Consider the following 26036-nt stretch of genomic DNA (forward strand, 5'->3'; position numbering starts at 1 on the left):
ATGATCGACTGGCCGCATGGCAATCACACCGAATCCCCCGGCACCTTCGGCCCGGGCTGGGATCCGGTCCTCGACCTGATCGATCCGAACCGGTCGACCGGAACAGCAGCCCTGATCGCGGCCGACCCCGGCATGGGCAGGTCGGTCCTCCTGCAAGCTGCGATGCACCGAGCCCGGTCGGAGGGGTACTTCGTCGTGACCCCGGCGATGTGTCCGGCCGAGCGGTATCGGACAGGTGCCAACGGGCACATGCACGATGACGGCCCCGATCAGTCCGCGGCTGACGTGTCGGAGTGGCTGAGCCGGGCGTCGCGGAAGCAACCCGTTCTGGTCGCCGTGGACGACGCGGACCGTCTCGAGCCCAGTGCGGTCGACACGCTACTGAGGATGATCGAGACGCTGCGGGCGCAGCCGATCGTGTTCTTGTTGACCAGCCGATCGTCGGCGGCCGCGGGCCTCATCCGGCCGGACCTTCGGCTTTACGAACTGCCGCCACTCGATGCACCTGCCGCGGCGCGACTGCAGCGCCGCCAGCCCTCACGCCTCACCGGACTCGCCGCCTACGAAGTGTTCCGCCAGGCCAAGGGGAATCCGCGCGCGATCGTCGAGCTCTGCCACGCATTCGGAGACAGGGAGATGCCGGAGACCCTGCGCATCCGGACGACGTACGCGCGGCAGATCGGTGCGCTCCCCGATGCCACCCGGAACACCCTCCTGTATCTGGCCGGACGTACCGGCCGGGAACCGCTCGCCGCGGTGCTGAGCGCAGCAGGCCGGTCATCGATGCACCCCGAGGTGTGGGAGCCCGCCGTGGCCGCCGGTCTCGTCGAGCTCCGCGACGACGACGCCGTCTTTCCGGACCCCCTGGTCGCGGTCGCGGTCTATCACTCGGCACCCGCTGTGGAGCGCCGGCGGGTGCATGCCGATTTCACGGACGTCATCCGCCAACCCTCGTTCGAACGCGCCATGCACCAGGCGATGCTGCCGCTCGGCTGTGACGCACGCACCGCCGCGATTCTCGAGGCGGAGAGCCGGAAAGCCCGCGACGACGGACGTATGACGCACGCGGCGGTCGCGGCGCAGCGCGCAGCCGAGCTGTCGACGGACCGTGAGCTCGCCGCTCGTCGCTACGTGCTGGCCACCCTCGCGGCGTCGGCTGCGGGGCACACCGACTGGACCCGCGAACTCGCCGCGCACGTCGACCGGCTCACCGAACAGCCGGACCTGCGCTGCAGCGCCGCGAGCGCCACCGCGACGGCGCTCTCCCGCGGCGGACACCAGCGCGAGGCCATGGCCCTCATCGTTCGCACCGCCGGCAGTCATCCATTCACCGACCAGGCCACAGCACTGGGCTTGGCGGTCTGCGGTGCTGCGGTGTCGGCCCAATCCGGGCTGAGCGTTCATCGCGACGCTGCCACATCCCTGCTCGGCGCAGTGGCCGGCCGACCGGTCCTCCCGACCTCGACTCCGTATCTCGGCGCGGCCGATCTCGCGCTCCAGCGTGCGTCCGCGGCGGTGAGCGTCGACCCCGCCTGCGCGCCGGACCACCGGAAACTGCTTCTCGCCGAGCACGACCAGGTAGCACGGATACCGGCGATGGACCGGCTGGCCCTGGCAACGATCGCCGACGCGCTCGACGACAGTGAATTCGCGATCACGCTGCGGTCCGAGGTTCTCGACGAATCCCGCCCCGGGGAGGGCACCGCAGTCTTTCCCGAGGCATGGCCGGCGCTGATCCGCGGCCTGATCGACACAGGACGCTGGGATGCCGCCGAGCGGGGTCTCGACTCCGCAGCCGAACTCGCGGCTGCGCGGGACCTACCAGTTCTGCGGGTACACCTCGCGGCGTTGCGTGCCGTCCTCGCCGCCTTTCGGGGTGACGCCCCGACCGCGCGCTCACTCGCCGAAGAGGGCTGGCCGGGCCTCTGCCTGGAGAGCAACCGGACGGGGCGCGTCGGGCTGCTGCGCGCACTCGGGTATGCAGCCCTCGCCGCCGACGATTTCGACACCGCCTCCCGCGACTTCCTGGCCGCCATCGAGATACAAGCGCACGCCGGAACGATGCCGCCCGATGGTGTCGACGCGATCGGGCTCGCGATGGCGGCCGCCCGCGCGGGCACGAGCGCTGTCGCTCTCCCGGTCCTCGACTCCGTGCGACAGGCACACGGGACCCGCCCGGCGATCCTGACGCAGCTGCAGTTGACCCAGGCCTACGCGCTTCTCGCTGACGACACGGAAACCGAGCGGCGGTTCCGATATGCGATCTCCCATCCGCGGGCCGGATCGTGGCCATTCCTGCTCGCGCTCGCGCGGCTGCACTACGGATCATGGCTGCGCAGGCAACGCAGGCCGCTGGATGCGCGGCGCCGGCTGACCGAGGCGTTCTCAGCGTTCGGCGCGTTGGGCGCGCGTGTGTTCGCCAGATCCGCGTGTGTCGAGCTCAGGGCCGGCGGCGGCGATCCCGACGACCGCGGCAAGCCGGCAGACGTCGCCTTTCTCTCGGCACAACAACTCCAGATCGCCCGGCTTGCCGCCCAGGGTCTGCGGAACCGCGATGTGGCCGACCGGCTCCAGCTGTCGCCGCGGACCGTCAGCACCCATCTCCACAACGTCTATCTCCGGCTCGGTATCACCCAGCGCCACCAGCTCCGGCAGGTCCTACCGCCGGAGCAACCGTTGGTCTGACCCGTCAGCCGTCGTACTGGGCGCTCAGCAGCCCGGCGCTGTAGTCGGTGCAGAACAGCACACCGTCGGGTCGGACGTGGACATCCGCGGTCTGGATCACGCAGGGGCGTCCAGGGCGCGGGTCCATGAGCTTCGCCGGCGGACCGGGAACGAGCGCCCCGACCAGCTTCGGCCGGTACGGGTCGGAGATGTCGAAGGCTCGCACCCCGGCGTTCTGGCAGGTGGCGAAGATCAACGTGTCGGAGACGAAGCTGCCCGGGCGGTTCTCGTGCAGGTTGTGCGGCCCGAAGTGGCCACAGCCACCATTCGCCCGCCCACCGGGGTTTCGCAGGGTCCTTCAGGTCGATGATCCTGAATCGGCGCCTGCAGGTGGATGTTCCAGGTGTCGGGAGGCGCGGCGTGGAAACCGACGGTGGTCATGTCCCGTGGGTTGCGAGCGTCGACGACCGAGAATCCGCCGGAGAACAGGTGGCCGACGTAGACGTAGCCCTCCTGGTATTGCAGCTGCATCGCGTCCGGGCGCCCGCCCTGGTCACTTCGACCGAGTGGGATGAACGCGTTCGCGATCTCTACGGCTGGTGTGGACACCGTTCTACTGTCGCGGGCGACAGGAGGCGAGCCACCCGTCGAATGACTGACGGCATCACGCCCCGTCGGTCAGCCGGGCGGCTTCGGCTTGCGCGAGACCCTCACCGTGCTTCGCCGACTGGTGCTGGTCGCCGAGCTTTTCCGCAGCCGTCGCGGACAAGGTGAAGACCTCGGGCCAGTGCCGCCAGTTGACCCATCTGCTGGAGAACCCCTGGAGTGCGTCGACAGTGCTCACGACCGCGGTGTAGTCAGCCGTCCCGAGAGCCTGACGCAGCGCGCCGAGCCAGTTCTCGCTCTCGGCCTCCAGCCAGCGCTGTGCCGACACCAGGTCGGGGAAATCCATCGTCAGGTCGGACGGCTCGGGGCTGCGTTGCCGGTTCCGCTGGAACCAACTCCCGGCGACACGGGCCGTGGCGAGCAGCCAGGACACCATCTGCCGACGGGCCGCCTCTACGGCCTCGCGGGTGTCCTCGGCCACCAACTGCTCCCGAGCGAACAGCCGGATCAGGTCGTGGAACCCGGCGCGCTGGTCCGCGGCAGAAACGAGCAGACCGAGCTCGATGAGGTCGTCGAGGCGCCGGTCGACCTCGTGTACGGGCAACTCGGTCAGCACCGAGGCCAGGGCGGCTCCCGTGTCGGGGCCGGGCACCAACGCCAGCCTCCGGAACACGAGCCGGGTGGTTGGTTCCAGCTGGCCGTAGGACACGGAGAAGGCAGCGCGGATCTGCAGGTCCCCGGCCGAGAGGTGGTCGAGCCGGCTCTCCTCGTCGGCGAGCCGGTTGACCAAGGTCTCGAGTGTCCAGCCCGGCCTGCTCAGCATGCGATTGCCCGCGATCCGCAGCGCAAGGGGGTAGTTACCGCACAGCTGGGCGACGGACCGGATCAGTGCGGGCGCCGGGTTCGCGGCGGAATCGTGTTCGACGACGGCCCGCAGCATGCCGTCGGCGTCGGCGTCACTGAACGGACCGAGTGTGACGCGACGTGCGTGTTCGAGCCCGGCGAGAGTCCGCCGGCTGGTGATGAGCGCTGCGCTACCGCCCGGACCGGGCAGCAGGCGCCGGATGTGCGCCTCGTCCGCCGCGTTGTCGAGCAGCAGCAGCACACGCCGGTCGGCCACGACGCGCCGCAACACCTGAGTGCGGTCGGTATGGAGCGAGGGGATCCTCTCGGCGTCGACGCCGAGCGCGCGCAGCAGGCGGAACTGCACGACGTAGGGGTCGAGCGGCTCGGGGTCGCTCCCGCGGAGGTCGACGAACAGCCGACCGTCCGGGAACTCGCCACGTGTGCTGCATGCCGCGCGGACCGCCAACGCCGTCTTGCCCAGGCCACCCGCCCCGGAGATCACAATGGGAGCCGGTCGTCCGTCACGGTCGACGAGCGCCGAGGTGAGCGTCGCGAGTTCCGCGGAGCGTCCGGTGAAGTCCGGGATGTCCGGGGGCAGTTCGCACAACGGCGCCGGTGCGGGCCGGGACCGGCCTGTCCTGGCCGCGTACAGCAGAAGCTTGCGGTCGTCATCGGGTAGGCGAAGCGCGTCGGCGAGGGCCATCACGGTGCGCGCCTGCGGGTTCCTGCTGCGACCGCGCTCCATGTCGCTGATCGCCCGCACGCTCACACCTGATCGCTCCGCAAGATCCTCGAGCGTCAGACCGGCGGCATGGCGGAAGGCGCGCACCAGCTCTCCGAGCTCCGCCGACTCCGCCATGGCTTCTCCCTCCCGCTCGGCTGAAACCCGGGGCTGTCCGTGAGGTCGCCTTCGACGGTAGTCCGCCCGCTCGTGCGCGACGGGTGGGAAACGCCTCGCATGGCCAGTCGACCGATGGATGGTCGAGCGCCTTCCGGCGCCGAGACTCGAGCACACGTCAGACCGACTACCGCTCGAGAGGAGATCCAGTTGCTAGCGGTGATGTTCGAAGAACCGGGACCCGCAAGCGTCCTTCACCTGGTGGAGCGCGAGATTCCGGACGTGGGGACGGGAGAAGTACGGGTGCGGATGGTGGTGTCGGGCGTCAATCCCACCGACGTCGGCGCTCGTTCCGGCCGCGGTACCACCGACGGCACCGCGGGGCCGCACATCCCCAACCAGGACGGGGCCGGCGTCGTCGACGCCGTGGGTCCGGGGGTCGACGGCCTCGTGGTCGGCGACCGGGTATGGGTGTGGGACGCCGCCTGGATGCGTTCCAACGGCACCGCGCAGGAGTACGTGGTCCTGCCCCGGCGCCAGGTCGTACCGCTTCCGGACGGTGTCCCGTTCGACGTCGGGGCCGCGCTGGGCATCCCGGCGCTCACCGCACACCGGGCGCTGACCTGCGCCGCCGAGGGGCCTGCCCGACTGGAGCCCGGCGCGCTGACCGGCAAGGCCGTGCTCGTGGTGGGCGGCGCCGGTGCCGTCGGCAACGCCGCCATCCAGCTCGCCACATGGGCAGGTGCCCGGGTCCTCACGACGGTCACCAGCGATGCCAAGGCGGCGCTCGCCTCCGCCGCAGGAGCCGACGAGGTGATCGATGCCACCGGGGATGTTGCTGCAGAGGTGCGGCATGTGACCAGGGACGGCCTGGACGTCGTCGTCGAGGTGGCACCGTCGGTCAATCTCACGTCCGACGTGGAGATGCTCGCGCCGGGCGGCACGATCGCGATCTACACAGCGGGCCGGGAGGGAAAGCTCCTGATCCCGTCGTTCCCGAGCATGGTCAAGAACGTGCAGTTCCAGTTCATTCTGACCTACACGACCTCGACACAGCAGAAGGACCATGCCGTCGCGGCCGTGAGCGCAGCCGTCGCCACGGGCGCGTTCGGGGTCGGCGACGAGCACGGTTTGCCGATCGCGCGTTACCCGCTCGAACGGACTCGCGAGGCACACGAAGCAGTCGAGAACCACTGGGTGGGCAAGGTTCTGATCGACGTCACACCCTGAATCAACCGATCCGGTGCAACAACAACGAAGGAGAACCCGAATGACCACGTCCATGGCCCAGATCTCGCCAGTGACGCTCTCGCTGGAGAGCGCACACCGGCTGGCTGTCGCCGCTACGAAAGAAGCCGAAGAGATCGGCATCCCCTACACCGTCACGATCGTGAACGGTGGCGGAAACGTGGTGCATGTGAGCCGAATGGACGGCGCCGCGTTGGCATCGATCGACACCTCGCTGGCGAAGGCGCGCACGTCGGTGTACTTCGGTGCGGCCACCGCCGACCTCGCGGGCGCCGTGCAGCCCGGCGCTCCGCTGTACACCATCCCGACCTCCACCGTCCTCCCGCTGGCATTCGTCGCAGGTGCCGTTCCGGTGGCCGACAGCGCGGGCGTGGTGATCGGCGCCGTCGGCGCTGGAGGTGGCTCTCCGCAGCAGGACCACGAGGTCGCGATCAGCGCGGCGAGCGGTCTCTGATCGTGGACCGCAAGTTCGAGAGAGGCGAGCGCGGGATGCGCGCTGCAGTGCTGGAACGGTTCGGCGAAGCGCCCGCAGTCACCGAGATCCCCATCCCCGTCCCCGCCGCGGACCAGGTGCTTGTCAGGATCGCAGCGAGTGGTGTCAACCCGCTGGACACCAAGATTCGGGCCGGAGAGGCTGCACACGCCCGAATCCAGCTTCCCGCGGTGCTCGGGCTGGACCTCGCCGGCGTGGTCGAGGCCGTCGGCGCGGCAGTCACCGGCTTCGACCGGGGCGACCGCGTCTACGGCCTCACGGGTGGCGTGGGTGATCTACAGGGCTCGCTCGCCGAGTTCGCGGCCGTGGACGTTCGGCTGCTCGCGCCCGCGCCGCAGTGTCTCAGCCTTCGCGAGGCCGCGGCGTTACCGCTGGTCGTGATCACGGCATGCGAGGCCCTCGTCGACCGGACCCAGGTGCGGCCCCGGCAGAGAGTGCTGGTGCCCGGCGGTGCCGGAGGTGTCGGGCATGTGGCCGTCCAGATCGCCCGGGCGCGCGGCGCCGAGGTCTTCGCGACGGGGTCGCCCCGCAGCCTCGACACCATCAAACGCCTCGGCGCCACCCCGATCGACTACGCCACACCCGTCGAGAGCTACGTCGTCGAGCACACGGACGGCGAGGGGTTCGATGTCGTCTTCGACACCGTCGGCGGAGCCGTGCTCGACGCGTCCTTCGCCGCGGCCCGCGCCTACACCGGCCACGTGGTGAGCGCTCTCGGCTGGGGTACGCACAACCTCGCGCCCCTGTCGTTCCGCAACGCGACCTACTCAGGGGTGTTCACGTTGGCGCCGATGCTGACCGGCCAGGGGCGGGACCACCACGGCGAGATCCTGCGTGAGGCAACCGCCCTCGCAGACGCCGGAGTGCTCGCGCCACGCCTCGACCCCCGCCGCTTCACCCTGGAAACCGTCGACGAAGCCCACGAGGTGGTTGCGACAGGCACAGGATCGGGCAAGGTCGTCGTCGACATCGGCGACCGAGCCCTCGAGTGAATCGCTCACTCGATACCGGTCCATCCCCGGTATCAGCGGGAGGACGCTGCTGCCTCGTGGTGCTGAAGCCGAAGCTCACCACGCTCACGGCCGCGGACTGGACGGTCGCAGCGTCCGGCGTTCTGGCACTGGTCATGGGGGTCGCAGGACTGGCGCGCCCCGAACGCCAGCTACGCGCCCTCGGGTTCGACGGCAGCGACGGAGACCGTGATCACCTCACTGCGGTGCTCACGAGCACCTCGGCGGCTGCGGTCAACAACGGCGTCCTCTACCTGGTCGGAGTCGCGAGAGGCTCGTCGTGGTTCCCCGCCTACACGGTGGCTGCCCGGGCGGTCATGGGTGGAGTGCTCGGCGCCCGGGTTGCGACCGGCCGGGCTCCGCGGTCGTTCGTCGCTGCCGCCCTCTGGGAACTGCTCGGTGCGGCGGCCACCGCAGGCGCCATGTGGTGGGACGGGCGGCGCTCTTGCCGCCGTGGCGGGGGATCCGGACAGCCACCGCTGACGTTTCGTGACGATCCGCGGGGGTGAACGTTCCCGCATGCGACTGGCGTCAGCAGCCGACCGGGATGACCTACAGGAACGTCGCCACGTGACAGTCGCCCGGGCGGCGCCGGGCTGCTTAACGTGATCTCCGTGCCGGCCTCGACCGCGCTCGCGAGGCGTTCGGCAATCCGTGTCCCGACCACCGTGTTGCGCACGAGCGGCACGGATGCGATGCCACCGGTCTGAGCTCACGAAGCTCGGGAAGGAGACGAATGCGCCGGCCGCTTACCCGTCGTCTCGTGCTGAGCACAATGGTCGCCTCCGGGTTCTTCGCCATTTCCTGCGCCGCCCCTTCGCAGGTTCCGGCCCCGCACCCCGCGCCTGCAACGAGCAGTTCCACTTCAGACCAGCCGCCGTGGCCACCAGCACCGGTGGTCCCTCTCGACTCCCAACCGCCCGCGCACCTCGTGGTCGACGAGCCCATCCCGAGCGAGCTCTCGGGGGGCCGGGTGGTCATCCGCTACCGCGCCGACAACCTGAAGATCGTTCCAGTCTTCGGTCCGAACTCCCTGGACGTCTCACCCCGAATCGGCCACATTCACGTCCAGGTCGACGACTCGGGGTGGCACTGGGCCGACGCCAGCGGCGAGCCGCTCATCATCAACGGCCTCCCGGCAGGTCCGCACAAGGTCTGGATCGGGCTCGCCGATCCCACGCACCGGATCATCGAGAGCAAGACCGTGAGCTTCGTGGTCCCACCTCACGCCACGTCCCCCGCAGGTTCTCCGCACGACCCAGCGCAGCATCCCGCGCCGGCCGCGAACAGCTCTGCAACGGACCAGCAACCCTGGTTGCCCGCACCGGTGGTTCCGCTCGAATCCCAGCCACCCGCACACATCGTGGTCGACAAACCGCTTCCCGACCAGCTGGCCAAGGGCTTGGTGGTCATCCGATACCGCCCCGTGAACCTCAGGATCGTTCCGGTCTTCGGCCCGAACGCCCTCGACGTCTCACCCCGAATCGGCCACATTCACGTCCAGGTCGACGACTCGGCCTGGCGCTGGGTCGACGCCGGTGGCGAACCATTGATCATCCAGGACCTTTCACCTGGCCCACACGAGGTATGGATCGGGCTCGCCGATCCCACACACCGGATCATCGAGAGCACGACGATCGATTTCGTGGTTCCACCGCACGATGGGCATTAGCATTCGCTATCCGGGTCGAGGGCGGCGATGGACATGAGCATGCGGGCCTTAACGCCGCGGACAGATCTTCCGGATCGTCCTTGAGTCCGCAAATGGCACAGACTTCACGGATTCAGCGGTCGGCGCGAATCGCGGCTCAGCACGGGACGGTCGGGAAGGATCCGCGAACGAAGGCACCGGGCGTCACATGCATGACCTCGCGGAACTCGGCGGTCATGTGAGACTGGTCGTAATAGCCCGCGTCGTTCGCCAGCCGAGCCCACGGTTCGCGAGCCGCCCCCGCCACGACGCTCCGGATACGGCTGAGGCGGGCGAACTGCTTCGGCGAGACGCCCACCGCCGTGGTGAACAGGGTGCGAAGCTGTCGTTCACCGACGCCGGCCCGGCGTGCCACCTCACCCACCCGCGCGGGCGGGCGTCCGCTCGCCACGGACAGTGCCGCCGCAGCGGTACGGACCAGGTTGTCGGCTCGCGGGGGCACCCGCGTTGTCCCGGCGCGCAAGCGCAATGCTGCCGCGAGGTGTTCGACAGCGAGCGCCGGACGGTCCGCACGCTCGGCCAACTCCTCGGCGAGCCGGTGCGCCGACCTCCCCCAGAGGTCGTCGAGCGGGACAACGCGGTCGACGATCTCGCCGGCCGATACTCCCACCAGCGCAGGAGCCGCTCCGGGCCGGAACCGTAACCGGAGGCAGAGTGGGACGTCCTTGGCGTCGAAGTACGAGGCGTGGGTGCGCGGCCCCATCACGAACACCGCACCGCAGCCGTCGGCGGCGATCCGCCAGACGAGCACGGTGGCCGGGTCGGGAACGTGGACGAGCGGGCATCGCAGATCCTTCTCATGGGTCGTGACCTCGATCCCCTCCACCCACGGCTGGAGGTCGGCCGGGACCGGCCACCGCACGTCCTTCGCGTTCACAACGGCCCAGACTAGGTCCCGCCGGGCGGCCTCGTGGGCTGCCGAAAGTTCCTAGAAGCGCGGCGAACCCCGCTGCCACGATCCGGGGCCATGATCCTTGTGACGGGTGCCAGCGGCACCGTCGGCAGCGAACTCCTGCGGCTCTTGACCCACCGCAACGCGCAGGTACGCGCCATGACCCGGGACCCCGCGCGCCTGGACGCCGTGGACGCTCTCCACGCGGACGTGGTGCGCGCCGACTTCGACGACCCCGAGTCGCTCCGCCGCGCCGTGCACGGGGTCGACTGCGTATTCCTGGCGACCGCGCCGGGAGCGCGGATCGCCGAGCATGACAAGGCGATGATCGACGCGGCCATGGCCGCCCGGGTGCGCAAGATCGTCAAGCTGTCGGCGATCGGTGAGAGCACCGGGGGTGACGGCGCCCGACCGGCGGACTGGCACGGCCCGGGCGAACGCCTGCTCGCCACCAGCGGGTTGACCTGGTCCGCGCTGCGCCCCACGTCGTTCGCGTCGAACGCACTCCGCTGGGCCGAGGCGGTCCGAGCCGATGAACCCGTCCCCACACCGACCGGACCGGGCAAGCAGGGGGTGATCGATCCCCGAGACATCGCTGCGGTCGCGGTCGAGGCCCTCCTCACCGATACGGCAGACGGCGCGGCGCATGTCCTGACCGGACCGGAGTTGCTCAGCGCACCGGAGATGGTCGCGCAGCTGAGCGAGGAGATCGGGCGCCCGCTCAGGGCAGTCGACGTACCCCTCGACGTGGCGCGTCAGCAGATGCTCGCCGCAGGGTTCGCCCCGGCAGTCGTCGACGTGGCCGTGCGCGGCTACCGGTTCGTCCGCGACGGCGGCAACGCGGTGCTGACCCACGACGTGCACGACATCCTCGGCCGCCCGGCCCGGACCTTCCGGACCTGGGCCCGGGAGCACCGCGACGCCTTCATCGGCTCCGCAGCGGACCGGAGCTGACGATTGCCGGCCCCAGCGAGTCGCAGAAGGCTCAGATCAGGACGATGCCGGTGACCACGACCAGGGCCACCACCGACCAGCCGACCACCGGCACGGCGAGGGCGGGGGCCACGCGGGCCGGGAACGGGGAACGGCGCAGGAGGGCCGCCCGGCGCCGACCGACCAGGACCGTCACCAGGGCGATGAGCACCGCGAGCGCAGCGGGCACCACCGCCGCGGTGAGTCCCGCCGCACCGATCTCGCGCACCGACAGCAGCGCCGCGTTGGCGAGCATGCCGAGGGCTGTGCGACTCCACGCGAGCCGTGTGCGTTCCGGTTGTAGCCCGGGGGCATCCGGGGACGGACCAGCGTGCATGGGCCTCATCCCAGGAAACCCTTGACGATCACCAGGGCCAGACCCAGCAGCGCAAGGATGACGAGACCGACGGCGAGCACCCACGGGGCCCGCTGCGGTGGCAGCGCCCCGTTGCGCCGCATCGCGTACTCCACCCGCCGCCAGCGCAGCACGCCGTTCCCGGCGCACAGCACCGCGAGAACCACCAGGAGCCCGCCGGTCACGGCGCGCACCCCCGGCAGCGGGAACGCGGGCACGAGCTGCACCACCGCGATTCCCGCCGCGAGCAGCGAGAGCGCCGAGCGGATCCACGCGAGGAAAGTGCGCTCGTTGGCGAGAGTGAACCGGTAGTCCGGGTCATGCTCGACGACGGTGTCCGCCGCCGCTGGGCCGAGGAATCGTTGGTGTCCGGGGATGGAGTCCCTCGGGGCGCCGTCCATGCAGGCGAGTGTGCCGACGGCAGCCTTTCGCGCCCATTGCGTGGCCACCAATAATGGAGCGATGCACACCCGAGGCCGGGAATAGGGCCAACCCCACGACAACACCTGCCGGCCTCCGTACGTGCCAGCGCAACCGCAGGGATGGAGATCATCCCGCCGCATGGTCGAGAGTGCCGGTTACGGAACGGTGTACATCGGATTGGGCAGCTTGTAAGTGGCGTCGGCGTGGCCACCATTCAGGTCGCTGTGCTGGTCGCCGACGTCTTCGATCACATCGAAGCCCATCGACTCGATGTGGGCCCTCGTACCGGACTTGTACTGAACCGTTGTGCACGTGCCGCCGCAGTGCAGATATGCCGGAATCGAACCGGCGCCCGGCGCGAAGAAAATGCCGGCCGCCGCCGGATATCCCACCTTGTTCAAGTTCTTCAAGGTAGCGTTCGCCAGAGTGCGCGGTCGTCCGGTGACGAAGAACAGCGCCACGCCATGATCGCGCGCCGATCTTGCCAAGGCGAGCGTCGCCGATATGGCGGGCAGCTTCTCCGCGAGTGCCCACTGAATCGTCTTCGCGGTGTCGTGGAAGGCGAAGTCGTTGTTGGCACCGTAGGAATACGTCGACAACGCCGTGTCGTCGATGTCCAGCACGATCGCCATACGATGGTGCCCGAGTTCACGCGTGCGGCGTTCGAGCTCCCGCACGGCGCGAGTGTCGACGAGCCCCACCTGTCGCGCCCATGCACTGTCAGCTGAGGCCTGATGCTGTCCGGCGGCATCGACATGGTCGCCGTAGTACGTCCTGATGTCGTGCTTGGCGTCGTCGAGATTGACCGGCTGAGAACGATCGGCGGACGCGCTGGCCGGCGGCGCCGTTCCTGCCGCCGTCGTCGTCGCCATCGCCGCTGCGCTGCAGGCGCCGGCCAGCACGCCCACCACCAGGACGGCTACCCCCAACGGCACCCACGCGTGGCGGGCGCCCGCACCGGCAGCCCGCTTTGCCCCTGACTTCATAGGGCGGCAAGTCTTCTCGATATCGCGACCACACGCAAGGCAACCTCGTTCGTTCTAGCTTGAGTAAAATGGGGTGTTGCGCGCAGATCTCCGAGGTCGAGTGACCATCCGACTCATCGGGCACTCGATCGGGCTATTCGCCGCCACCAACATCGACGACAGCATAGAAACTCCGCACCACCTCGACTACAGAACGGGGTAGGCGTGGCGCGTCGAAGTGGCTGTTGTCGATGGGTGGCGCATCCGGTTTGGGTGCGCTATCCCGATGCGTCCATGAATCCGTTGAGCGAGCCCCCCGGGAATCCCGAACACCCGGCGCGTCCCGGACGCCTTCAGCATCGCCACCATCGCGTCGGCCACCGTAGGGGCCATGACCTCCTCCTTCGCATGTGTTCGGAAAGTGGCAGCGGCCAGGATCACCACCAATTCCTGGCAGTCGAGGGACGCGTGCTGCCTGGGGGCTTTGCGGCGTGTCAGCTGCCTTCGCTCTTGAGGATCTGAGCCGCTGTGTCGACCGCCGTGAGGTTTGCACTGAGGAAAGGCCCCGTGCGGGGAAGACTGAGATGCAGCTCGGAGGCGGTGCTGATCGTGATCTTGCCTCGGGCCACCGTGTAGTCGAGTGCGTGGCCGCCGTGCTCGTGCTCGCGGTCGAGGAAGTGCTGGTGGTATCCGGCGACCGAGATGCCCTGCTCGAAGTCGGGTGTCCGGAAGCCTGCGAGCGTCCCGGTGACGTCGTCGAAGTCCGTGATGGGTTCGTCTGCGGTCGCCTCGGTCAGTGGCGGGTAGGGCGGTGTCTGGGCCATGACGGTGCGCGTGCGCACGTGCGTGAAGGTGCCGCTGATGCGCACCGCGTGCACGAGGTTCTCCGAGGGGATGGCCTCGTCGATCAATGCGATGACGTCCGCACGCGCGGTTGGTCGTGTGATGGGAATGGTGATGTCGGGATCGAACGTGGTGATTGCGGCGAAGGGAGTGCGTTCGTCGTCGGCGGCGAGGCCGGCGCTGCCGTCGGAGTGAAGGTGATAGCAGGTGCCGTCGAGCACGACCATTTCGCCGTCGAGGTGGTTGAAGGTGCCCAGCCCGAAGTCGCCGTGCGTGAGGAGCTCGGCGATGGTGACCTCCCCGTCATAGATGCCGTCGAGCAGTGCCGCAATGGTGGAGGTCTGGTAGAGGGTGTGTGCCTCCTCCGGCTGGTGACGGGCCTCCTGACCGGCCAGGTGGTGGGCCAGTAGGGATCCGGCCAGCTGACGCAGCTGCTCGGTCATGCGTCGCCCGGTCATTCGAACGAGTCCTCTGGCAGCTGGGCGAAGAGGTCGGTGTTGCGGCTGTAGTCAACCGGAAGGTCGATGATCGAGGGCCCTGGCTCGGCCAGCGCTTTCTTGAGGACAGGTACGAACTCCTCGGGGGTGCGGACCTGATGGCCGTGGGCGCCGAAGGACTTTGCGAAGGAGACGACGTCGTAGTTTCCCAGCGTGACGCCCGATGTGCGGCCGTACTTCAATTCCTGCTGGAATGCGACCATGTTGTAGCCGTTGTCACGCATGATGATGTGGGTGAAGGTCGCTCCGATCCGGACGGCGGTTTCCAATTCCATGGCGGAGAAGAGGAATCCGCCGTCGCCGGACACCGATACGACCGGGGTGCCGGGGCGGGCCAGGGTGGCGGCGATGGCCCAGGGCAGCGCTACACCGAGCGTCTGCTGGCCGTTGGAGAACAGCAGTCGGCGCGGTTCGTACACGCGAAGATGGCGAGCCATGTAGATGTAGTGCGAGCCGATGTCGCAGGCGATGGTGGTCTCGTCGTCGAGCTGGTCGCGCATCTGGAGGATCATGGCGGCGGGGTTGAGCCCGTCCGGTCCGTGCGGGCTCAGCCGCGCGTGCTCGTCGATCTCCCCGAGCGCTGTGCGTTGGGTGGCGATCTCGGTGCGCACCTTCTCGGTGAGAGTCAGGCCGGCCAGCGGTGCTGTCAGGGCGGACACCGTGGCTGCGATGTCTCCGCGCAGTTCCTGGGCGGGTTGGTAGTGGTTGTCGATCTGTGCAGGTACCGAGTCGATGTGGACGACCGTGCGGTGCGGGTCGGTGTTCCAGAGGCCGGGGTCGTATTCGACGGGGTCGTAGCCGAGTGTGATCACGACGTCGGCGTGAGCGATGAGTACGTCACCGGGCTGGTTGCGGAACAGGCCAACTCGGCCCAGGTAGTGCTCCTCCAGCTTGCGCGACACCACCCCGGCGCCCTGAAAGGTCTCGACCGCGGGCAGGTCGGTCTCGGCGAGTAGCGCTCGCACCGCGGCGCTGGCGGGCAGGTCGGCGGCTCGGACCCCGATCAGCAGCACCGGGCGGCGGGCCGACTTGATCAGGTCGACGGCCCGTTGGATGGCCGCGGCCGGCGCCGGCCCCTGGTCGGGCACCGGGAGAGGTGTGGTGATGGCTGCGGCCGTCGGCGCGCCCATCACATCGGCGGGCAGTACAACGGCGGCCGCGCCGCGGGGTGCGGTCCGGGCGGCGCGGAAGGCGTTGGCCAGGGCCTCGGGGACATTGTCCGGGTCGTCGATCTCGCCGGTGAACTTGGTGACCGAGCCGAGCAGCGCGGCCGCGTTCATGGACTGGTGGGTCCGCTTGAGCCGATCGGCCCGCGCCACCGCGCCGCACAGCGCCACGACGGGGTCGCCTTCGGTGTTGGCGGTGACCAGACCGGTGGCCAGGTTGGTGGTGCCCGGGCCGGAGGTCACCAGGACCACGCCGGGCGTGCCGGTCAACCGCCCCGTTGCCGCAGCCATGAACGTCGCGTTCTGCTCGTGACGGCACACGATGAGCTGCGGACCGCCGTCCACGAGAGCGTCGTAGACCTGATCGATCTTTGCACCCGGAACGCCGAAGATATAGGGGGCGCCCTGCGAGGTCACGCCATCGATCAGGCGCCGGGCGCTTCGGACAGATTCGTTTTCTGGCATTCGTCACTCCGTACCGTTGATGAGTTTCCCATTGATCTGTGCGACATACCCCTGGTGCGCCGCAAGCGTGGCTTGCTTTTCGGAAGCCATCCGTACGGGCGAGTGTGCCGCCGGCAGCCTTTCGCCTCCATTGCGCGGTCACCAGAATCTAAGCGATGCACACCCGAGGGCAGGGGTAGGGCGAACCCCACAAACATCCCCACTCGGCCGTTGCAACGCGTCGGCGCCCAGCCTCCGTGCACAGGTGTGGCGGCACCGCAGCGCTTCAACGTTGCTCGTCCGCGAGCTGGGCAGCTACCGCGGGGACTGGTCGCGCTTCCCGGACGGCGACCAGCTCCCACTGCGAGGCATCAGAGGATGCCGCCTCGAATACGTTGTGGACAATTTCCACGTCTCGCATCTTCGGACGGGACTTTTTCTCCTCGGCGGGGTCCTTTCTCCCTCGATGGTTGCGAAATGGGATGGGGAGTTGCGATGCTTCGAGATTATTGATGACATGCGGAGAGTCGATCGCCCGGGAGCGTCTGTTGATATTGAATGAGAGCAGAGCTCTCATGCGACTCGTCGTGCCCTTCGCTGTGCACGGCCTGCGCAGCAGGCGATTACCGGTTTCGCGAAACTCGCGAAGAAGGGAGTTGTCCGGGTGATGGCCAGGATTCCGGGCAGCTGCTGAGGGACCGTCGCAGCGCCACCTGGCGTTGCGCCGGTCCGCTCATCCACCGGTAGTGCGTCACACGCATCCGCACGATCGTCGATCGGCGACGGCTGGGGTCTGGCACGCGCACACAACCCGCCGGTTTCCGAATTCTGGCTCAACCAGGGAGGTCTGATCAACGGTGGCGATGGCCAACGACGTGGCGACCATGGGCATGCGCCCGATACACGCACTTCTGAAGGATCTTGCGCACCGGCGTATGCGGCTGCATTCGCTGCTCGTCCACTGGCGCGGGCGAACGGTGCTGGACCTGTGGCAGTGGCCGCACGATCCGGACCTCAAGCACAAGCTTCATTCGGTGACCAAGAGCTTCACCGGAACCGCGGTCGGTTTCGCTGAAGCCGAGGGCCTGCTGCGACTCGACGATCTGGTCGTGGATTTCTTCGGTGGCCGGCTGCCCCGTGTGCCCGCCGAGAACCTGCGCCGGATGCGGGTACGCGATCTGTTGACCATGCAGACAGGGCACGGCCGTGGGCTCTCCGGTGCGACGACCCGGCTGCGCCGGACCGGCTGGGTCGGCGAGTTCCTCGAGGAGCCGGTGGTCGAGCCGCCGGGCCGGAATTTCGTGTACAGCAGCACGACGAGCCATGTCCTGTCGGCGATCGTGCACGAGGTGTCCGGCCGGCCCGTCGACGACTACCTTCGTCCTCGCCTGTTCGAACCGCTGGGCATCGTCGACTTCGACTGGGATCGAGACCCGGACGGTCTGGCCAGCGGCGGCAACGGCCTCTCGCTCCGCCCACGCGATCTGCTGTCCTTCGGCGTTCTCCATCTCCAGGACGGTGTGTGGGAAGGAAAGCGGGTCCTGCCGGGAGGATGGCCGCAGAAAGCCTCCGCCCTGCACGTCCGGCGTGCTGTCAGCGGTAGGTGGAACGGCAGGGAACTCGTCCGACCGGCTATCGACGCCAGGACCGGCTACGGCTACGGCTACCAGTTCTGGACGACGGAGGACGGGGTCTACAACGCCTCGGGCATCTTCGGTCAGGAATGCATGATCTTCCCCGACCAGCAAGGGGTCGTCGTCGTGACCGGTGCAATGGGTGACGGCACCTACCACGACCTCCCCCAGATGCTCCGGGAGACCTTCCGGATCGCCTTCGACGAGAAGGTACGGGATCGAACGTCCGAGACCGCCGAGGGCGACGCGGTCGACAGCTGGGTTCGCCACGCCCGCGAACCGGAACCTTTGTCTCCCTCGGCGCGCCTCGTCGGGTTCCGCGGAACGTACGACCTCCAGCCCAACGAGCACGGCCTGCTTGCGCTGTCGGTGGAGGTGAGGGCGGACGCGGTGCTGCTCGTTCTGGAGGACGAGCGTGGCCGGCATGCGATCGAACACGGCGTGGGGCATTGGGTCCGGCAGTGCACCGGGGTGAGCGTGTGGCGACTCCATCACTCTTACCAGGACGCCTCCACCGCCATCCTGGCAGCCGCACAGTGGCTCCCCCCGCGTGATCACGACCGCGCAGCCGACGTCCTGTGCCTGACCTGGCATTTTCTCGAATCGCCGTTCATCGACCGGCTCGCGCTTCGCTTCGACACCGATGGCGTCACGGTCGAGCACACGGTCAACGTCAACTCGGGCCCGACCGAGCTCTCGCCGGTGCGGGGTATTCGGCGGTAGGGGCACGTGACCACAAGAGCGACCCCCGACGAGAAGACGTCCATCCCAGAACCGAGATCCAGCCGAACCCGAACGACGGGGCGACGGCATCCTCGCGCCTGGTCCGCACGGCCGAGACAAGGAGCAGTGGTCAGGGCGTCCAGGGTGGCGGAACGCGGTGCGCCAGACGCGGCCTATCGGAGTTCATATAGTGCGCGTCTGTATGTCACTATGCACGTAAACGGGATATACGTAACCCGGCATGAAACGCAATGCGCTAACCTCGCGTTAGTGCAGATCTGCGAGTCCTCCGTTGAAGCGTTTGAGGATGCCATCCGCCAGTTCTTCATTCCAACGATCTCGCGTAGTGGGGGCGACCATCCTGCGCGAGCGGCGTTGCAGACGCTGGACGAGGGCCTGGCGATCTCACGGTCGAACTGGGGGCCGAGGTCGTCGATCCGGACGGAAAAGATGGCGGCGGACTCGTCGGAAGACAACCGGATGCTCTTCACCGTACAGATGGCCGGCCGCGGCTACATGCGCCAGCGCGACCGTTTCGCTGAGACGGCGGCCGGTGCGGGGATTCTGATCGAGGCGCGCAGTCCCTACGAGCGGGTTACACCGACCGAGGTCCAGTACTTGACCCTGTCCTTCACCCGTGAGTTGCTGCCGCTTCGTGCTGCTGAGATCAACGAGGTGTGTGCACGCAGCGTGGATCCCGCAGCCCCGGCCATGCAGACGCTGGGCGCCTACCTCGGCCGGTTGTTCACGGTCGCGGACCGCCTCACCGCGCCGCAGCGACTCGACGCCGGGCACGCCGCGATCGATCTGCTCGCGATGGCGCTGCGGGACGTCGTGCCCTCGGTTCCGGGCAGTGCCGGTTCCGCGGAGGTGCTGCTCGAGATGATGCTCGTGCACGTCCGCGAACACCTGGCCGACCCACACCTGAGCGTCGGGGAACTGGCGCGGCGGCACAGAGTGTCCGTCAACCACCTGTACACCCTGTTCGAACGGATCGGAACCACGCCCGGCGTCTACCTGCGCGAGCAACGGCTGGTCGCGGCACGGGCGATGCTGTCCGACCCGCGGTACACCTGGCTCGGTACGTCGGACATCGCAGCAGCGGTGGGGTTCGTCGAACCCAAAACATTCCTGCGGGCGTTCCGGCGGCAGTACGGGACGACGCCGAGCAGCTGGCGCCGTGAGCAGCGCCGGGCCAGATCTGCTTCCGCAGCCCTCGATGACAAGATGCCTCCCCGAGCGGGTGCAGACCCGGAGTCGCAGTAGCCTGAGCAGGGTCCACCGCCACGCAGAATCAGCCCCGCTTTCGCCGTGCCCGATGGTCGATTATCGAGCCCCGAGGCCGGCGCCGCCCTGGTGGTCGCTTGAATCTGCACGGCTCTCGTAAACCGAGAACCGGCTTAGAAGGGACTGCAGTTCCGACGCCTGACAACATCGCGGACGACCGAGAAGGCGGGTCGGCCGATCGGGGGCGCTAAATCTTGCGGTTCTCCGCCTTGACCATCCAGGCCAGCTTCTCGAGGGTGTCGATGATCGCGTGCAGGAGATCCGTCGTGCTCGGGTCCACGGCGTCGACCGCATCGTGGACGGCCCGGATGGTGTCGACCGCGGTGTAGATGCGGACGGTGATCAGGTCAACCACCTCGGCCGTGCTCTGCTCGCCGGCCGGGAACTGCGCAAGGCTGGTGGTCGCCGCGACCGTGTCGGACCGCCCGTCGGGAACGGCATCGAGGGCGCGCATCCGCTCGGCGATCGTGTCGCCGGCCTCACGCGCGGCGTCGACGAGTTCATCCAACTGCAGGTGCAGGTCGCGAAAGTTCTGTCCGACGACGTTCCAGTGGGCCTGCTTGCCCTGGAGATGCAGTTCGATCAGGTCAGCGAGGACTCGCTGCAGATCCGCGGCCAGCTGTGGCGATGCCTGGAAGTTGCGGACGGCGGCCTCGTCCCGACGGGTAGTGCGCTGTTTACTCATGGGCATTGTGGTGCTCACCCCACTCCTTTCGATGATGCCGGTCATAGAGAAAGCTTCGGGGACTTGCGGACCGTCCACACGCCGATCTGAGGGCGCCGAGTCTGCGAACTCGGGCGGCACGCTCAGCTCTTGGTCAGGGCCTGGGCGATCTGGCCGACCAGTACAGCGAATGGCATGTCGAGCGCCGCGTAGACCTCCCCGGCCAGCGGGTCGGCGTTGTCCGCGAGGATTTCGACGATCGCGGTGGCATAGTCGATCGGCGTGACGCCGGCCCGCTGCATCCGCAGCAGCCCCGTCTCGCGTTTGGTCTGGGAGAAGGTGCCTGCAGCGTCGATCACGGCGTAGGCGTCGAAGCCCTCGGCGGTCGTGCTCACTGCAGCGAAGGCGAGGCAGACCTCGGTCGAGATTCCCGCGATGAGCAGTTTCTTGCGACCCGTCGCGCGGACCGCCGCGACGACCCGCGGGTCGTCCCAGGCGTTGACGCTGGTGCGGTCGGGCACGTCGAGATCGGCGGGCAGCGCCGCGGCGAGCTCGGGAATCATCGGGCCCCACATGCTGTCAGTTGCAGTGGTGGTGGCAATAATCGGCAGGCCCAGCACCTGCGCGGCCTTGGTCAGGGCGACCACATTGTGCTTCAGCTCGGCGAGCGGGATGTCGACGATGCCGCTGTAGAGGCCGACTTGGTGGTCGATCAGCAGGACCGCCGCATTGTCCCGCGTCAGCCGCTCAGTGCACGTGGTGTCGCTCACTGTTCCTCCGGAAACAAACGATTCATGGCTCCGGCGTCGACCGCGGCTGCGGCCGGTTCCTCGGCCACTGGACTTCGAGCGGTCGCTCCGACAAAAGTACGGCACGAGCATCAACGCTTCAGACCTTCTCCTGCAACTCTCCAGGAGGAAATGCCTACCAGCTGACGAAAAAACGTCCCGTAGACCACCCGGGGTGGTCAACTGGCGCACCCTGGCCAACGAACATCTCGGAGCCGTGCAGATACGTGAGTTCTCCAGACATCGTCGGCCAGTTACACGCACCGGTAGTTCTCCGAACGGATCCCGACTTTCACGGCCGGGTGACGATTCGACGACCGGACGCCGTCCCGCCTGATCCGGCCTCATGCGCGGCTTCCCGCATCCTGCCCGGGGACCGGCGGCGGCATTCCTGATCGAGGGTTCCGGGAGCAGATCCGGTGGGGCAATGCTGACGGCGCCAACTGTTGGGCGTCATCCCGTACTGCCGCCGGAACGCCCGATCGAACGTCCTGCGTTCGAGGAACCCCACCGCAGCCGCGATGTCCGGCGTCGCGAGCCAGGCATACCGCGGGTCGGAAAGCATCGCCTGCGCGGCGAGCAACCGTTGTTCGCGCAGGTAGGCACCGGGCGTGATCCCGATCGGCTCGAACAAGGTGTACACGTGACTGACCGACACGTGGTGTCGCCGCGCCAGCTCCCCGACCTGCAAGTTCGGGTCGGCCAGGTGCTCGCGGACGTGCATCAGCATCATGTCGAGGAGGCGATCGACCGACGCCGGGGACCTCGGTTTCGGGAGATACGGGACGAACAGGAAATTCCCGTGCCTGTGCGGAGAGGTCGGGGACGCCGTGTCGTCGCCGTTGGACCATCCGGTCGCGGTCCGGCGACGTATCCCTATTGTCCCGTCCATCTGATTCCTTTCCGGAGGTCGTCCGTATAGCCGAGTGTGCCGACGGCGACCTTTCGCGCCCATTGGGTGACCACCAGGGTTGAAGCGATGCACACCCGAGGGCAGGTGTAGGGCGAACCCCACAGACAGCCTCCACCGGCCTTCGTACGCTGTGACGGTGGCCGCACTGCGGGTCGTCGTCGGTGAGGACAACGCCCTCGTCCGCGAGGGCATCGTCCGGGTCCTCGAACGCGCCGGCGTCGAGGTGGCCGACGCGGTGGACAACGCGGACGATCTGCGGCGGTCGGCGCTGGATCTGAAGCCCGACGTCGTGGTGACGGACATCGAGATGCCCCCGAATCACGACGGCGACGGCCTGCGGGCAGCCGTCGAACTGCGCACCGCACACCCGGAGATCGGAATCATCCTGCTCTCACAGTTCCTCGACGCCGACTACGCGCTCGAGCTCGTCGGCACGCGTCCCGAAGGGACCGGCTACCTCCTCAAGGAGAAGGTTGCCGACACGTCGGCTCTGCTCGACGCCGTCCGCCGTGTCGCGGCCGGCGGATCCGCCCTGGACCCCGACGTGATCGCCCACCTCGTCAACCGGCACAACGGACCCGGTCCGGTCGCCCAGCTGACTCCACGGGAGCACGAGGTCCTGACCCTGATGGCCGAGGGCCACGCCAACGCCGGGATCGCCGAGCGCCTGGTCGTCACCGTCCCGGCCGTCGAGCGGCACGTCACGGGGATCTTCACCAAGCTCGGCCTGCGAAGGGCCGACCGTACCCAGCACTGCCGCGTGCTCGCCGTGCTCGCCTACCTCCGCAACCAGCGGACGCCCTACACCTCCCGCGAGGCGTGATCACCGGGTTTCACCGGTTTTTGCCGCAGCGCGAGCCTCGGATCCACCGGGATCATGATCCGGACGGTGGTGCCACCTTCACGCGGAGAGCCCACGTCGATCGTGCCGTCGTGAGCGCCGACTCGGTCGACGAGCCCGACGAGCCCGGAGCCCGCACCGATCCGTGCGCCGCCGATCCCGTTGTCGGTGACACTGATGTCGAGCGCCGTTCCGTCGAACTCGACGGAGACGGTCACGCAGCTCGCCCGCGCGTGCTTCACCGCGTTCGCCATCGCCTCGGCCACCACGTAGTACGCGCTCGCCTCGACGGACTCCGACAGTCGCCGCTTCCCGAGGTTGCTCGTGATCCGGCTCGGTATCGGCATCCGGTCGGCGAGGCCCTGGATGGCAGCCATGAGCCCGTAGCAATGGAGCGTCGGTGGATGCAGACCGGCGACGAACTCGCGGAGCTCGTCGATCGCACTCTGGGTCTCGGTCACGGCGCCGTCCAGGAATACCCGCAAGTCGGAGTCACCGGGGGCGAGCTCGCTGCGGGCGAGCTCCAGACTGACCATCAACGTCACGAGCCGCTGCTGTGCCCCGTCGTGCAGGTTGCGGGCGATCTGGCGGCGGACCTCCGTGGTCTGCTCCACGATGCGGCGCTGCGCCGCCTTGGCCTCCGCGGCACGAATGGTGGCCGCGTCGCGCTCCCGAGCTGCCTGCTCGCCACGTCGGCGTTGGGTGATGTCGGTGAACGCCAGGACCACACCCCGACCGGTCGGCAGCTCGATCGGAGAGGACCACCAGGCGATCGGGAACAGCGAGCCGTCACGCCGGATGAAGCGCTCCTCCTCACCGTGCGCGGCCTTGCCGGTACGTGCCGGCGCGAGGAGGACGCAGTTCTCATCACCCCCCGGACGATCCGGTGGGCAGTAGTGGACGGTCGTGTGGCTCGGCTTACCGAGGAACTCGCTGTTGTCCTGATAACCCAGCGCCGCGACGGCCGCGGGGTTGGCGAACGTGATGCACCCGCCGGCGTCGACCACCCAGATCGGCTGTGGAACGTCCCGCAGGATGCGGGAGACCACCTGCTCAGCTGTCGTCACTTGGATGTCCTCGTGTCCGGTGCCACGCGGCCCCGACATGCCCGTTCGGACAGACCGGTTACGAACAGCGGGCCTGCTGACGGCCGATTTCAGGGCCTGCCGTGGCGTTCGGCACAGCCAGTATGTGTCATACGCCGCACCTGATGCGAGAGGCGAACCCGCGCAGCAGCTCCTAGGACACTGCCCGAAGACCAGGTGGCCTCGGAAGCTGAGGGCTCGACGGAGGGTCCGGATCAAGGGGGAGATGACTACCAGCTGACGACGAAACGTCCACCCCGAGATGGCCAGATGTGGTCGACCAGGTGACTCGGTTGGGCCTCAGAAGGATGTTCATGCCGGCCGCCTGGAAGCCGTCGCAGCGAACGGATCGGGACCACGCCCGGTGCCTACCTGCGCGAACAACGGCTGCTCGCGGCGGAGGCGCTACTGTCCGACCCGAGGCACGCCTGGCTCAGACCGTCGGACATCGCGGCTGCGGTGGGATTCCTCGATCGCAGGACGTTCGATCGTGCGTTCCAGCGGCAATACGGGGTGATGCCCAGCAGTTGGCGCCGTGATAAGCCTCCCAGCTGACGAGAAACGTGTGCCCACGTTGAAGAGGAACGACGCAAGTATCGATTTCGAGAGACGGGCGCGCATGCCCATCATTCGCCAGGAGGAACCATCGATGATCACGACAAGCCCGGACGAACAGGGCGCGGCTCCTCGGAATCAGGCGGCGAGGTACCGCCGCCGACGAGCAGGACCGCACCGTTGATGTGGGCGGCACCGGCTGAGCAGAGCCAGACGACGGCCTCGGGTGCCTCGCCGTAGCGGCCGAGCGTCGTCGGGCTGAGGATCGGTGCCGTCGCCTCCGTCAGTGCCGCAGCGGTCATGGCGGGCCGGATCCCGCCCGCCAAGACGGCGTTGATCCGGATGCCCTGCCTGCCGTAATCGACCGCAACGGTCCTGGTCAGGCCGCCGACGCCGTGTTTGCTCGCGACATAGGCGCTTTCGACGGCCCATCCCTGCTCCGACCAGATCGAGGCGGTGTTGACGATGGCGCCGTCAGTCTCGAGCAGGTGGGGGATCTGATACTTCATCCCCAGGAAGACGCCACCCAGGTTGACCGAGGCCGCACGGTTCCACTCGTCCTCGGTGAGATCGGCGAGCTGGGCCACGGCGACGGCCCCTGCGTTGTTGTTGGCGAAGTCGAGCCGGCCGAACGCGCGCGCGGCCGCGTCGACGGCGTCGCGGACCGCGGAGCCATCCGCGACATCGAGCTGGAGCGACAGGGCCTTGACGCCATGGCACTCGACCTCTGCTGCGGTGTCGGTCGGTTCGACCAGGTCGCACACCACGACGGCTGCGCCGCGGGCGGCGAAGGCGAGGGCGCAGGACCGCCCGATGCCACCTGCCGCGCCGGTCACCAGCGCGACCTTGCCGTCGAAATCCCCGTTCATGCGATTCTCATGTCCCACCTGACGGCGAGCGCGCCGTCCTATGCGCTGGCAAGCCGGACAGCGACGGCGTCGGTCACGTCAAGTCTCCGTCGCGAACAGCGGCGAGGGATCCATGAACACCCGGTAGTCCTTGACCAGACCCTCCGTCATACGCAATGTGGTCGTGACGGGAAGGGGCGCCAGCCGCACCCCATCGAGGCGGGTATAGGTGACCTCGCTCTCCACACTCACCACCTCACCCTCCTCCCAACTGCCCAACCACACGCCGGTGACCGCGTGGCTCAGCCCACGGATCCCGGAGAAGAGCGTCTCGACCGCCTGCTGAACCCCTGCCTTGCCCACCACGCGTTCCTGGTTGGCGAAGCGCACAACGGCGTCGTCGGTAAACATTCCGACCACCGCCGCAACGTCCATCGCGTCGATACTGCTGAACAGCCCGTACACCTCCCAGCGCAGGGCTGGGTACGGGGCCGCGCTCGCATCCACCACGGGCTCCACGCTCGGCCGACTCTCCGGCATGTCATTCATGGAACTGGAGCATCGCCAGACCGGGCCAGTTCTGCAACCTTCGAAGAAGAAAAACGACCTCCCGACGAAAAAACGTCCATCACGGAGACGTCCGGTCTGTCAGACCGCGATGGAAACGTGGTTTGCTGATCACTGGTAATGGCAGAGGATGCAGCGCATCCTTCGAGAAGCGAATT

At 68.2% G+C, this 26036-nt stretch carries 25 protein-coding genes; 11 read left to right on the forward strand and 14 right to left on the reverse strand.

Annotated elements, in window-relative coordinates; translation table 11 throughout:
• The gene (locus tag ACQPZQ_RS31425; RefSeq protein WP_433286827.1) at positions 1 to 2685 is read left to right on the forward strand and encodes a LuxR C-terminal-related transcriptional regulator; all 2685 of its coding nucleotides are present in this window, start codon (positions 1 to 3) and stop codon (positions 2683 to 2685) included.
• A 4-nt stretch (positions 2686 to 2689) separates the two neighbouring features.
• On the opposite strand, the gene ACQPZQ_RS31430 is transcribed toward ACQPZQ_RS31425, so the two are convergent.
• Entirely contained in the window at positions 2690 to 2920 is a 231-nt protein-coding gene (locus tag ACQPZQ_RS31430) for a hypothetical protein (RefSeq protein WP_433286829.1), read from the reverse strand.
• Between the two features lie 408 nt (positions 2921 to 3328).
• On the reverse strand, positions 3329 to 4975 hold the full coding sequence (locus ACQPZQ_RS31435) for a helix-turn-helix domain-containing protein (RefSeq protein WP_433286831.1): 1647 nt from the start codon (positions 4973 to 4975) through the stop codon (positions 3329 to 3331).
• Positions 4976 to 5215: 240 nt separating this feature from the next.
• Between ACQPZQ_RS31435 and ACQPZQ_RS31440 the strand changes: the two genes are divergently transcribed.
• The 5 genes from ACQPZQ_RS31440 (at position 5216) to ACQPZQ_RS31460 (ending at position 9377) form a co-directional block, all read left to right on the forward strand.
• Positions 5216 to 6184, forward strand: a complete 969-nt coding sequence (locus ACQPZQ_RS31440; RefSeq protein WP_433286833.1) for an NADPH:quinone reductase — start codon at positions 5216 to 5218, stop codon at positions 6182 to 6184.
• 40 nt (positions 6185 to 6224) lie between these two features.
• Complete coding sequence (locus ACQPZQ_RS31445; protein ID WP_433286835.1) at positions 6225 to 6656, forward strand: GlcG/HbpS family heme-binding protein; 432 nt, start codon at positions 6225 to 6227, stop codon at positions 6654 to 6656.
• Between the two features lie 2 nt (positions 6657 to 6658).
• Positions 6659 to 7687, forward strand: coding sequence for a zinc-dependent alcohol dehydrogenase family protein (locus tag ACQPZQ_RS31450; protein WP_433286837.1), 1029 nt, complete (start codon positions 6659 to 6661; stop codon positions 7685 to 7687).
• Between the two features lie 56 nt (positions 7688 to 7743).
• Positions 7744 to 8214, forward strand: a complete 471-nt coding sequence (locus ACQPZQ_RS31455) for a hypothetical protein (protein ID WP_433286839.1) — start codon at positions 7744 to 7746, stop codon at positions 8212 to 8214.
• 266 nt (positions 8215 to 8480) lie between these two features.
• The gene (locus tag ACQPZQ_RS31460; RefSeq protein WP_433299444.1) at positions 8481 to 9377 is read left to right on the forward strand and encodes a DUF6130 family protein; all 897 of its coding nucleotides are present in this window, start codon (positions 8481 to 8483) and stop codon (positions 9375 to 9377) included.
• A 136-nt stretch (positions 9378 to 9513) separates the two neighbouring features.
• Here the strand turns inward: ACQPZQ_RS31460 and ACQPZQ_RS31465 are convergent, their stop codons facing one another.
• Positions 9514 to 10293, reverse strand: coding sequence for a helix-turn-helix domain-containing protein (locus ACQPZQ_RS31465; protein WP_433286841.1), 780 nt, complete (start codon positions 10291 to 10293; stop codon positions 9514 to 9516).
• Positions 10294 to 10383: 90 nt separating this feature from the next.
• On the opposite strand from ACQPZQ_RS31465, the gene ACQPZQ_RS31470 reads away from it, so the two are divergent.
• Entirely contained in the window at positions 10384 to 11262 is an 879-nt protein-coding gene (locus ACQPZQ_RS31470) for an NAD(P)H-binding protein (RefSeq protein WP_433286843.1), read from the forward strand.
• Positions 11263 to 11293: 31 nt separating this feature from the next.
• Here the strand turns inward: ACQPZQ_RS31470 and ACQPZQ_RS31475 are convergent, their stop codons facing one another.
• The 5 genes from ACQPZQ_RS31475 to alsS all read right to left on the reverse strand — a co-directional run bounded on the left by ACQPZQ_RS31475 (position 11294) and on the right by alsS (position 15994).
• On the reverse strand, positions 11294 to 11626 hold the full coding sequence (locus tag ACQPZQ_RS31475; protein ID WP_433286844.1) for a DUF202 domain-containing protein: 333 nt from the start codon (positions 11624 to 11626) through the stop codon (positions 11294 to 11296).
• Positions 11623 to 12036 carry a YidH family protein gene (locus tag ACQPZQ_RS31480; protein WP_433286846.1) on the reverse strand — a complete coding sequence of 138 codons (414 nt, stop codon included), beginning with the start codon at positions 12034 to 12036 and terminating at the stop codon, positions 11623 to 11625. Before ACQPZQ_RS31480 ends, ACQPZQ_RS31475 begins: the two co-directional genes overlap by 4 nt.
• Positions 12037 to 12213: 177 nt before the next feature.
• Positions 12214 to 12966 carry an HAD family acid phosphatase gene (locus ACQPZQ_RS31485; protein WP_433286848.1) on the reverse strand — a complete coding sequence of 251 codons (753 nt, stop codon included), beginning with the start codon at positions 12964 to 12966 and terminating at the stop codon, positions 12214 to 12216.
• A gap of 551 nt (positions 12967 to 13517) precedes the next feature.
• Entirely contained in the window at positions 13518 to 14324 is an 807-nt protein-coding gene (budA, locus tag ACQPZQ_RS31490; RefSeq protein ID WP_433286850.1) for an acetolactate decarboxylase, read from the reverse strand.
• Positions 14321 to 15994, reverse strand: coding sequence for an acetolactate synthase AlsS (alsS, locus tag ACQPZQ_RS31495; protein WP_433286852.1), 1674 nt, complete (start codon positions 15992 to 15994; stop codon positions 14321 to 14323). The genes budA and alsS overlap by 4 nt, the downstream gene beginning before the upstream one ends.
• 842 nt (positions 15995 to 16836) lie before the next feature.
• On the opposite strand from alsS, the gene ACQPZQ_RS31500 reads away from it, so the two are divergent.
• Together ACQPZQ_RS31500 and ACQPZQ_RS31505 are read left to right on the forward strand one after the other, a co-directional pair.
• The gene (locus ACQPZQ_RS31500; RefSeq protein ID WP_433286854.1) at positions 16837 to 18330 is read left to right on the forward strand and encodes a serine hydrolase domain-containing protein; all 1494 of its coding nucleotides are present in this window, start codon (positions 16837 to 16839) and stop codon (positions 18328 to 18330) included.
• A 210-nt stretch (positions 18331 to 18540) separates the two neighbouring features.
• The gene (locus ACQPZQ_RS31505; RefSeq protein ID WP_433299446.1) at positions 18541 to 19596 is read left to right on the forward strand and encodes a helix-turn-helix domain-containing protein; all 1056 of its coding nucleotides are present in this window, start codon (positions 18541 to 18543) and stop codon (positions 19594 to 19596) included.
• A gap of 208 nt (positions 19597 to 19804) precedes the next feature.
• Here the strand turns inward: ACQPZQ_RS31505 and ACQPZQ_RS31510 are convergent, their stop codons facing one another.
• The 3 genes from ACQPZQ_RS31510 to ACQPZQ_RS31520 form a co-directional block, all read right to left on the reverse strand.
• Positions 19805 to 20320, reverse strand: a complete 516-nt coding sequence (locus tag ACQPZQ_RS31510) for a Dps family protein (RefSeq protein ID WP_433286856.1) — start codon at positions 20318 to 20320, stop codon at positions 19805 to 19807.
• A 104-nt stretch (positions 20321 to 20424) separates the two neighbouring features.
• Positions 20425 to 21051, reverse strand: a complete 627-nt coding sequence (locus ACQPZQ_RS31515; protein ID WP_433286858.1) for an isochorismatase family protein — start codon at positions 21049 to 21051, stop codon at positions 20425 to 20427.
• A 310-nt stretch (positions 21052 to 21361) separates the two neighbouring features.
• Entirely contained in the window at positions 21362 to 21802 is a 441-nt protein-coding gene (locus ACQPZQ_RS31520) for a helix-turn-helix transcriptional regulator (protein ID WP_433286860.1), read from the reverse strand.
• Between the two features lie 316 nt (positions 21803 to 22118).
• Here ACQPZQ_RS31520 and ACQPZQ_RS31525 point away from each other — a divergent pair, with 316 nt between their 5' ends.
• Positions 22119 to 22805 (forward strand): response regulator transcription factor, encoded by a 687-nt coding sequence (locus ACQPZQ_RS31525; protein WP_433286862.1) that lies wholly within the window; start codon positions 22119 to 22121, stop codon positions 22803 to 22805.
• Here ACQPZQ_RS31525 and ACQPZQ_RS31530 read toward each other — a convergent pair.
• The gene (locus ACQPZQ_RS31530; RefSeq protein ID WP_433286864.1) at positions 22784 to 23890 is read right to left on the reverse strand and encodes a PAS domain-containing sensor histidine kinase; all 1107 of its coding nucleotides are present in this window, start codon (positions 23888 to 23890) and stop codon (positions 22784 to 22786) included. The genes ACQPZQ_RS31525 and ACQPZQ_RS31530 overlap by 22 nt on opposite strands.
• A gap of 366 nt (positions 23891 to 24256) precedes the next feature.
• Here ACQPZQ_RS31530 and ACQPZQ_RS31535 point away from each other — a divergent pair, with 366 nt between their 5' ends.
• Positions 24257 to 24463: a helix-turn-helix domain-containing protein gene (locus ACQPZQ_RS31535; RefSeq protein WP_433299448.1), complete on the forward strand. Its 207-nt coding sequence runs from the start codon at positions 24257 to 24259 to the stop codon at positions 24461 to 24463.
• A gap of 98 nt (positions 24464 to 24561) precedes the next feature.
• Here the strand turns inward: ACQPZQ_RS31535 and ACQPZQ_RS31540 are convergent, their stop codons facing one another.
• Both ACQPZQ_RS31540 and ACQPZQ_RS31545 read right to left on the reverse strand, forming a co-directional pair.
• Entirely contained in the window at positions 24562 to 25332 is a 771-nt protein-coding gene (locus ACQPZQ_RS31540; protein ID WP_433286866.1) for an SDR family NAD(P)-dependent oxidoreductase, read from the reverse strand.
• A gap of 78 nt (positions 25333 to 25410) precedes the next feature.
• Positions 25411 to 25851 carry a nuclear transport factor 2 family protein gene (locus tag ACQPZQ_RS31545; protein WP_433286867.1) on the reverse strand — a complete coding sequence of 147 codons (441 nt, stop codon included), beginning with the start codon at positions 25849 to 25851 and terminating at the stop codon, positions 25411 to 25413.
• Between the last annotated feature and the right edge of the window lie 185 nt (positions 25852 to 26036).

Origin of the sequence: Pseudonocardia sp. CA-142604 (genome assembly GCF_050948475.1) — a bacterium.
Taxonomy (GTDB): domain Bacteria; phylum Actinomycetota; class Actinomycetes; order Mycobacteriales; family Pseudonocardiaceae; genus Pseudonocardia; species Pseudonocardia alaniniphila.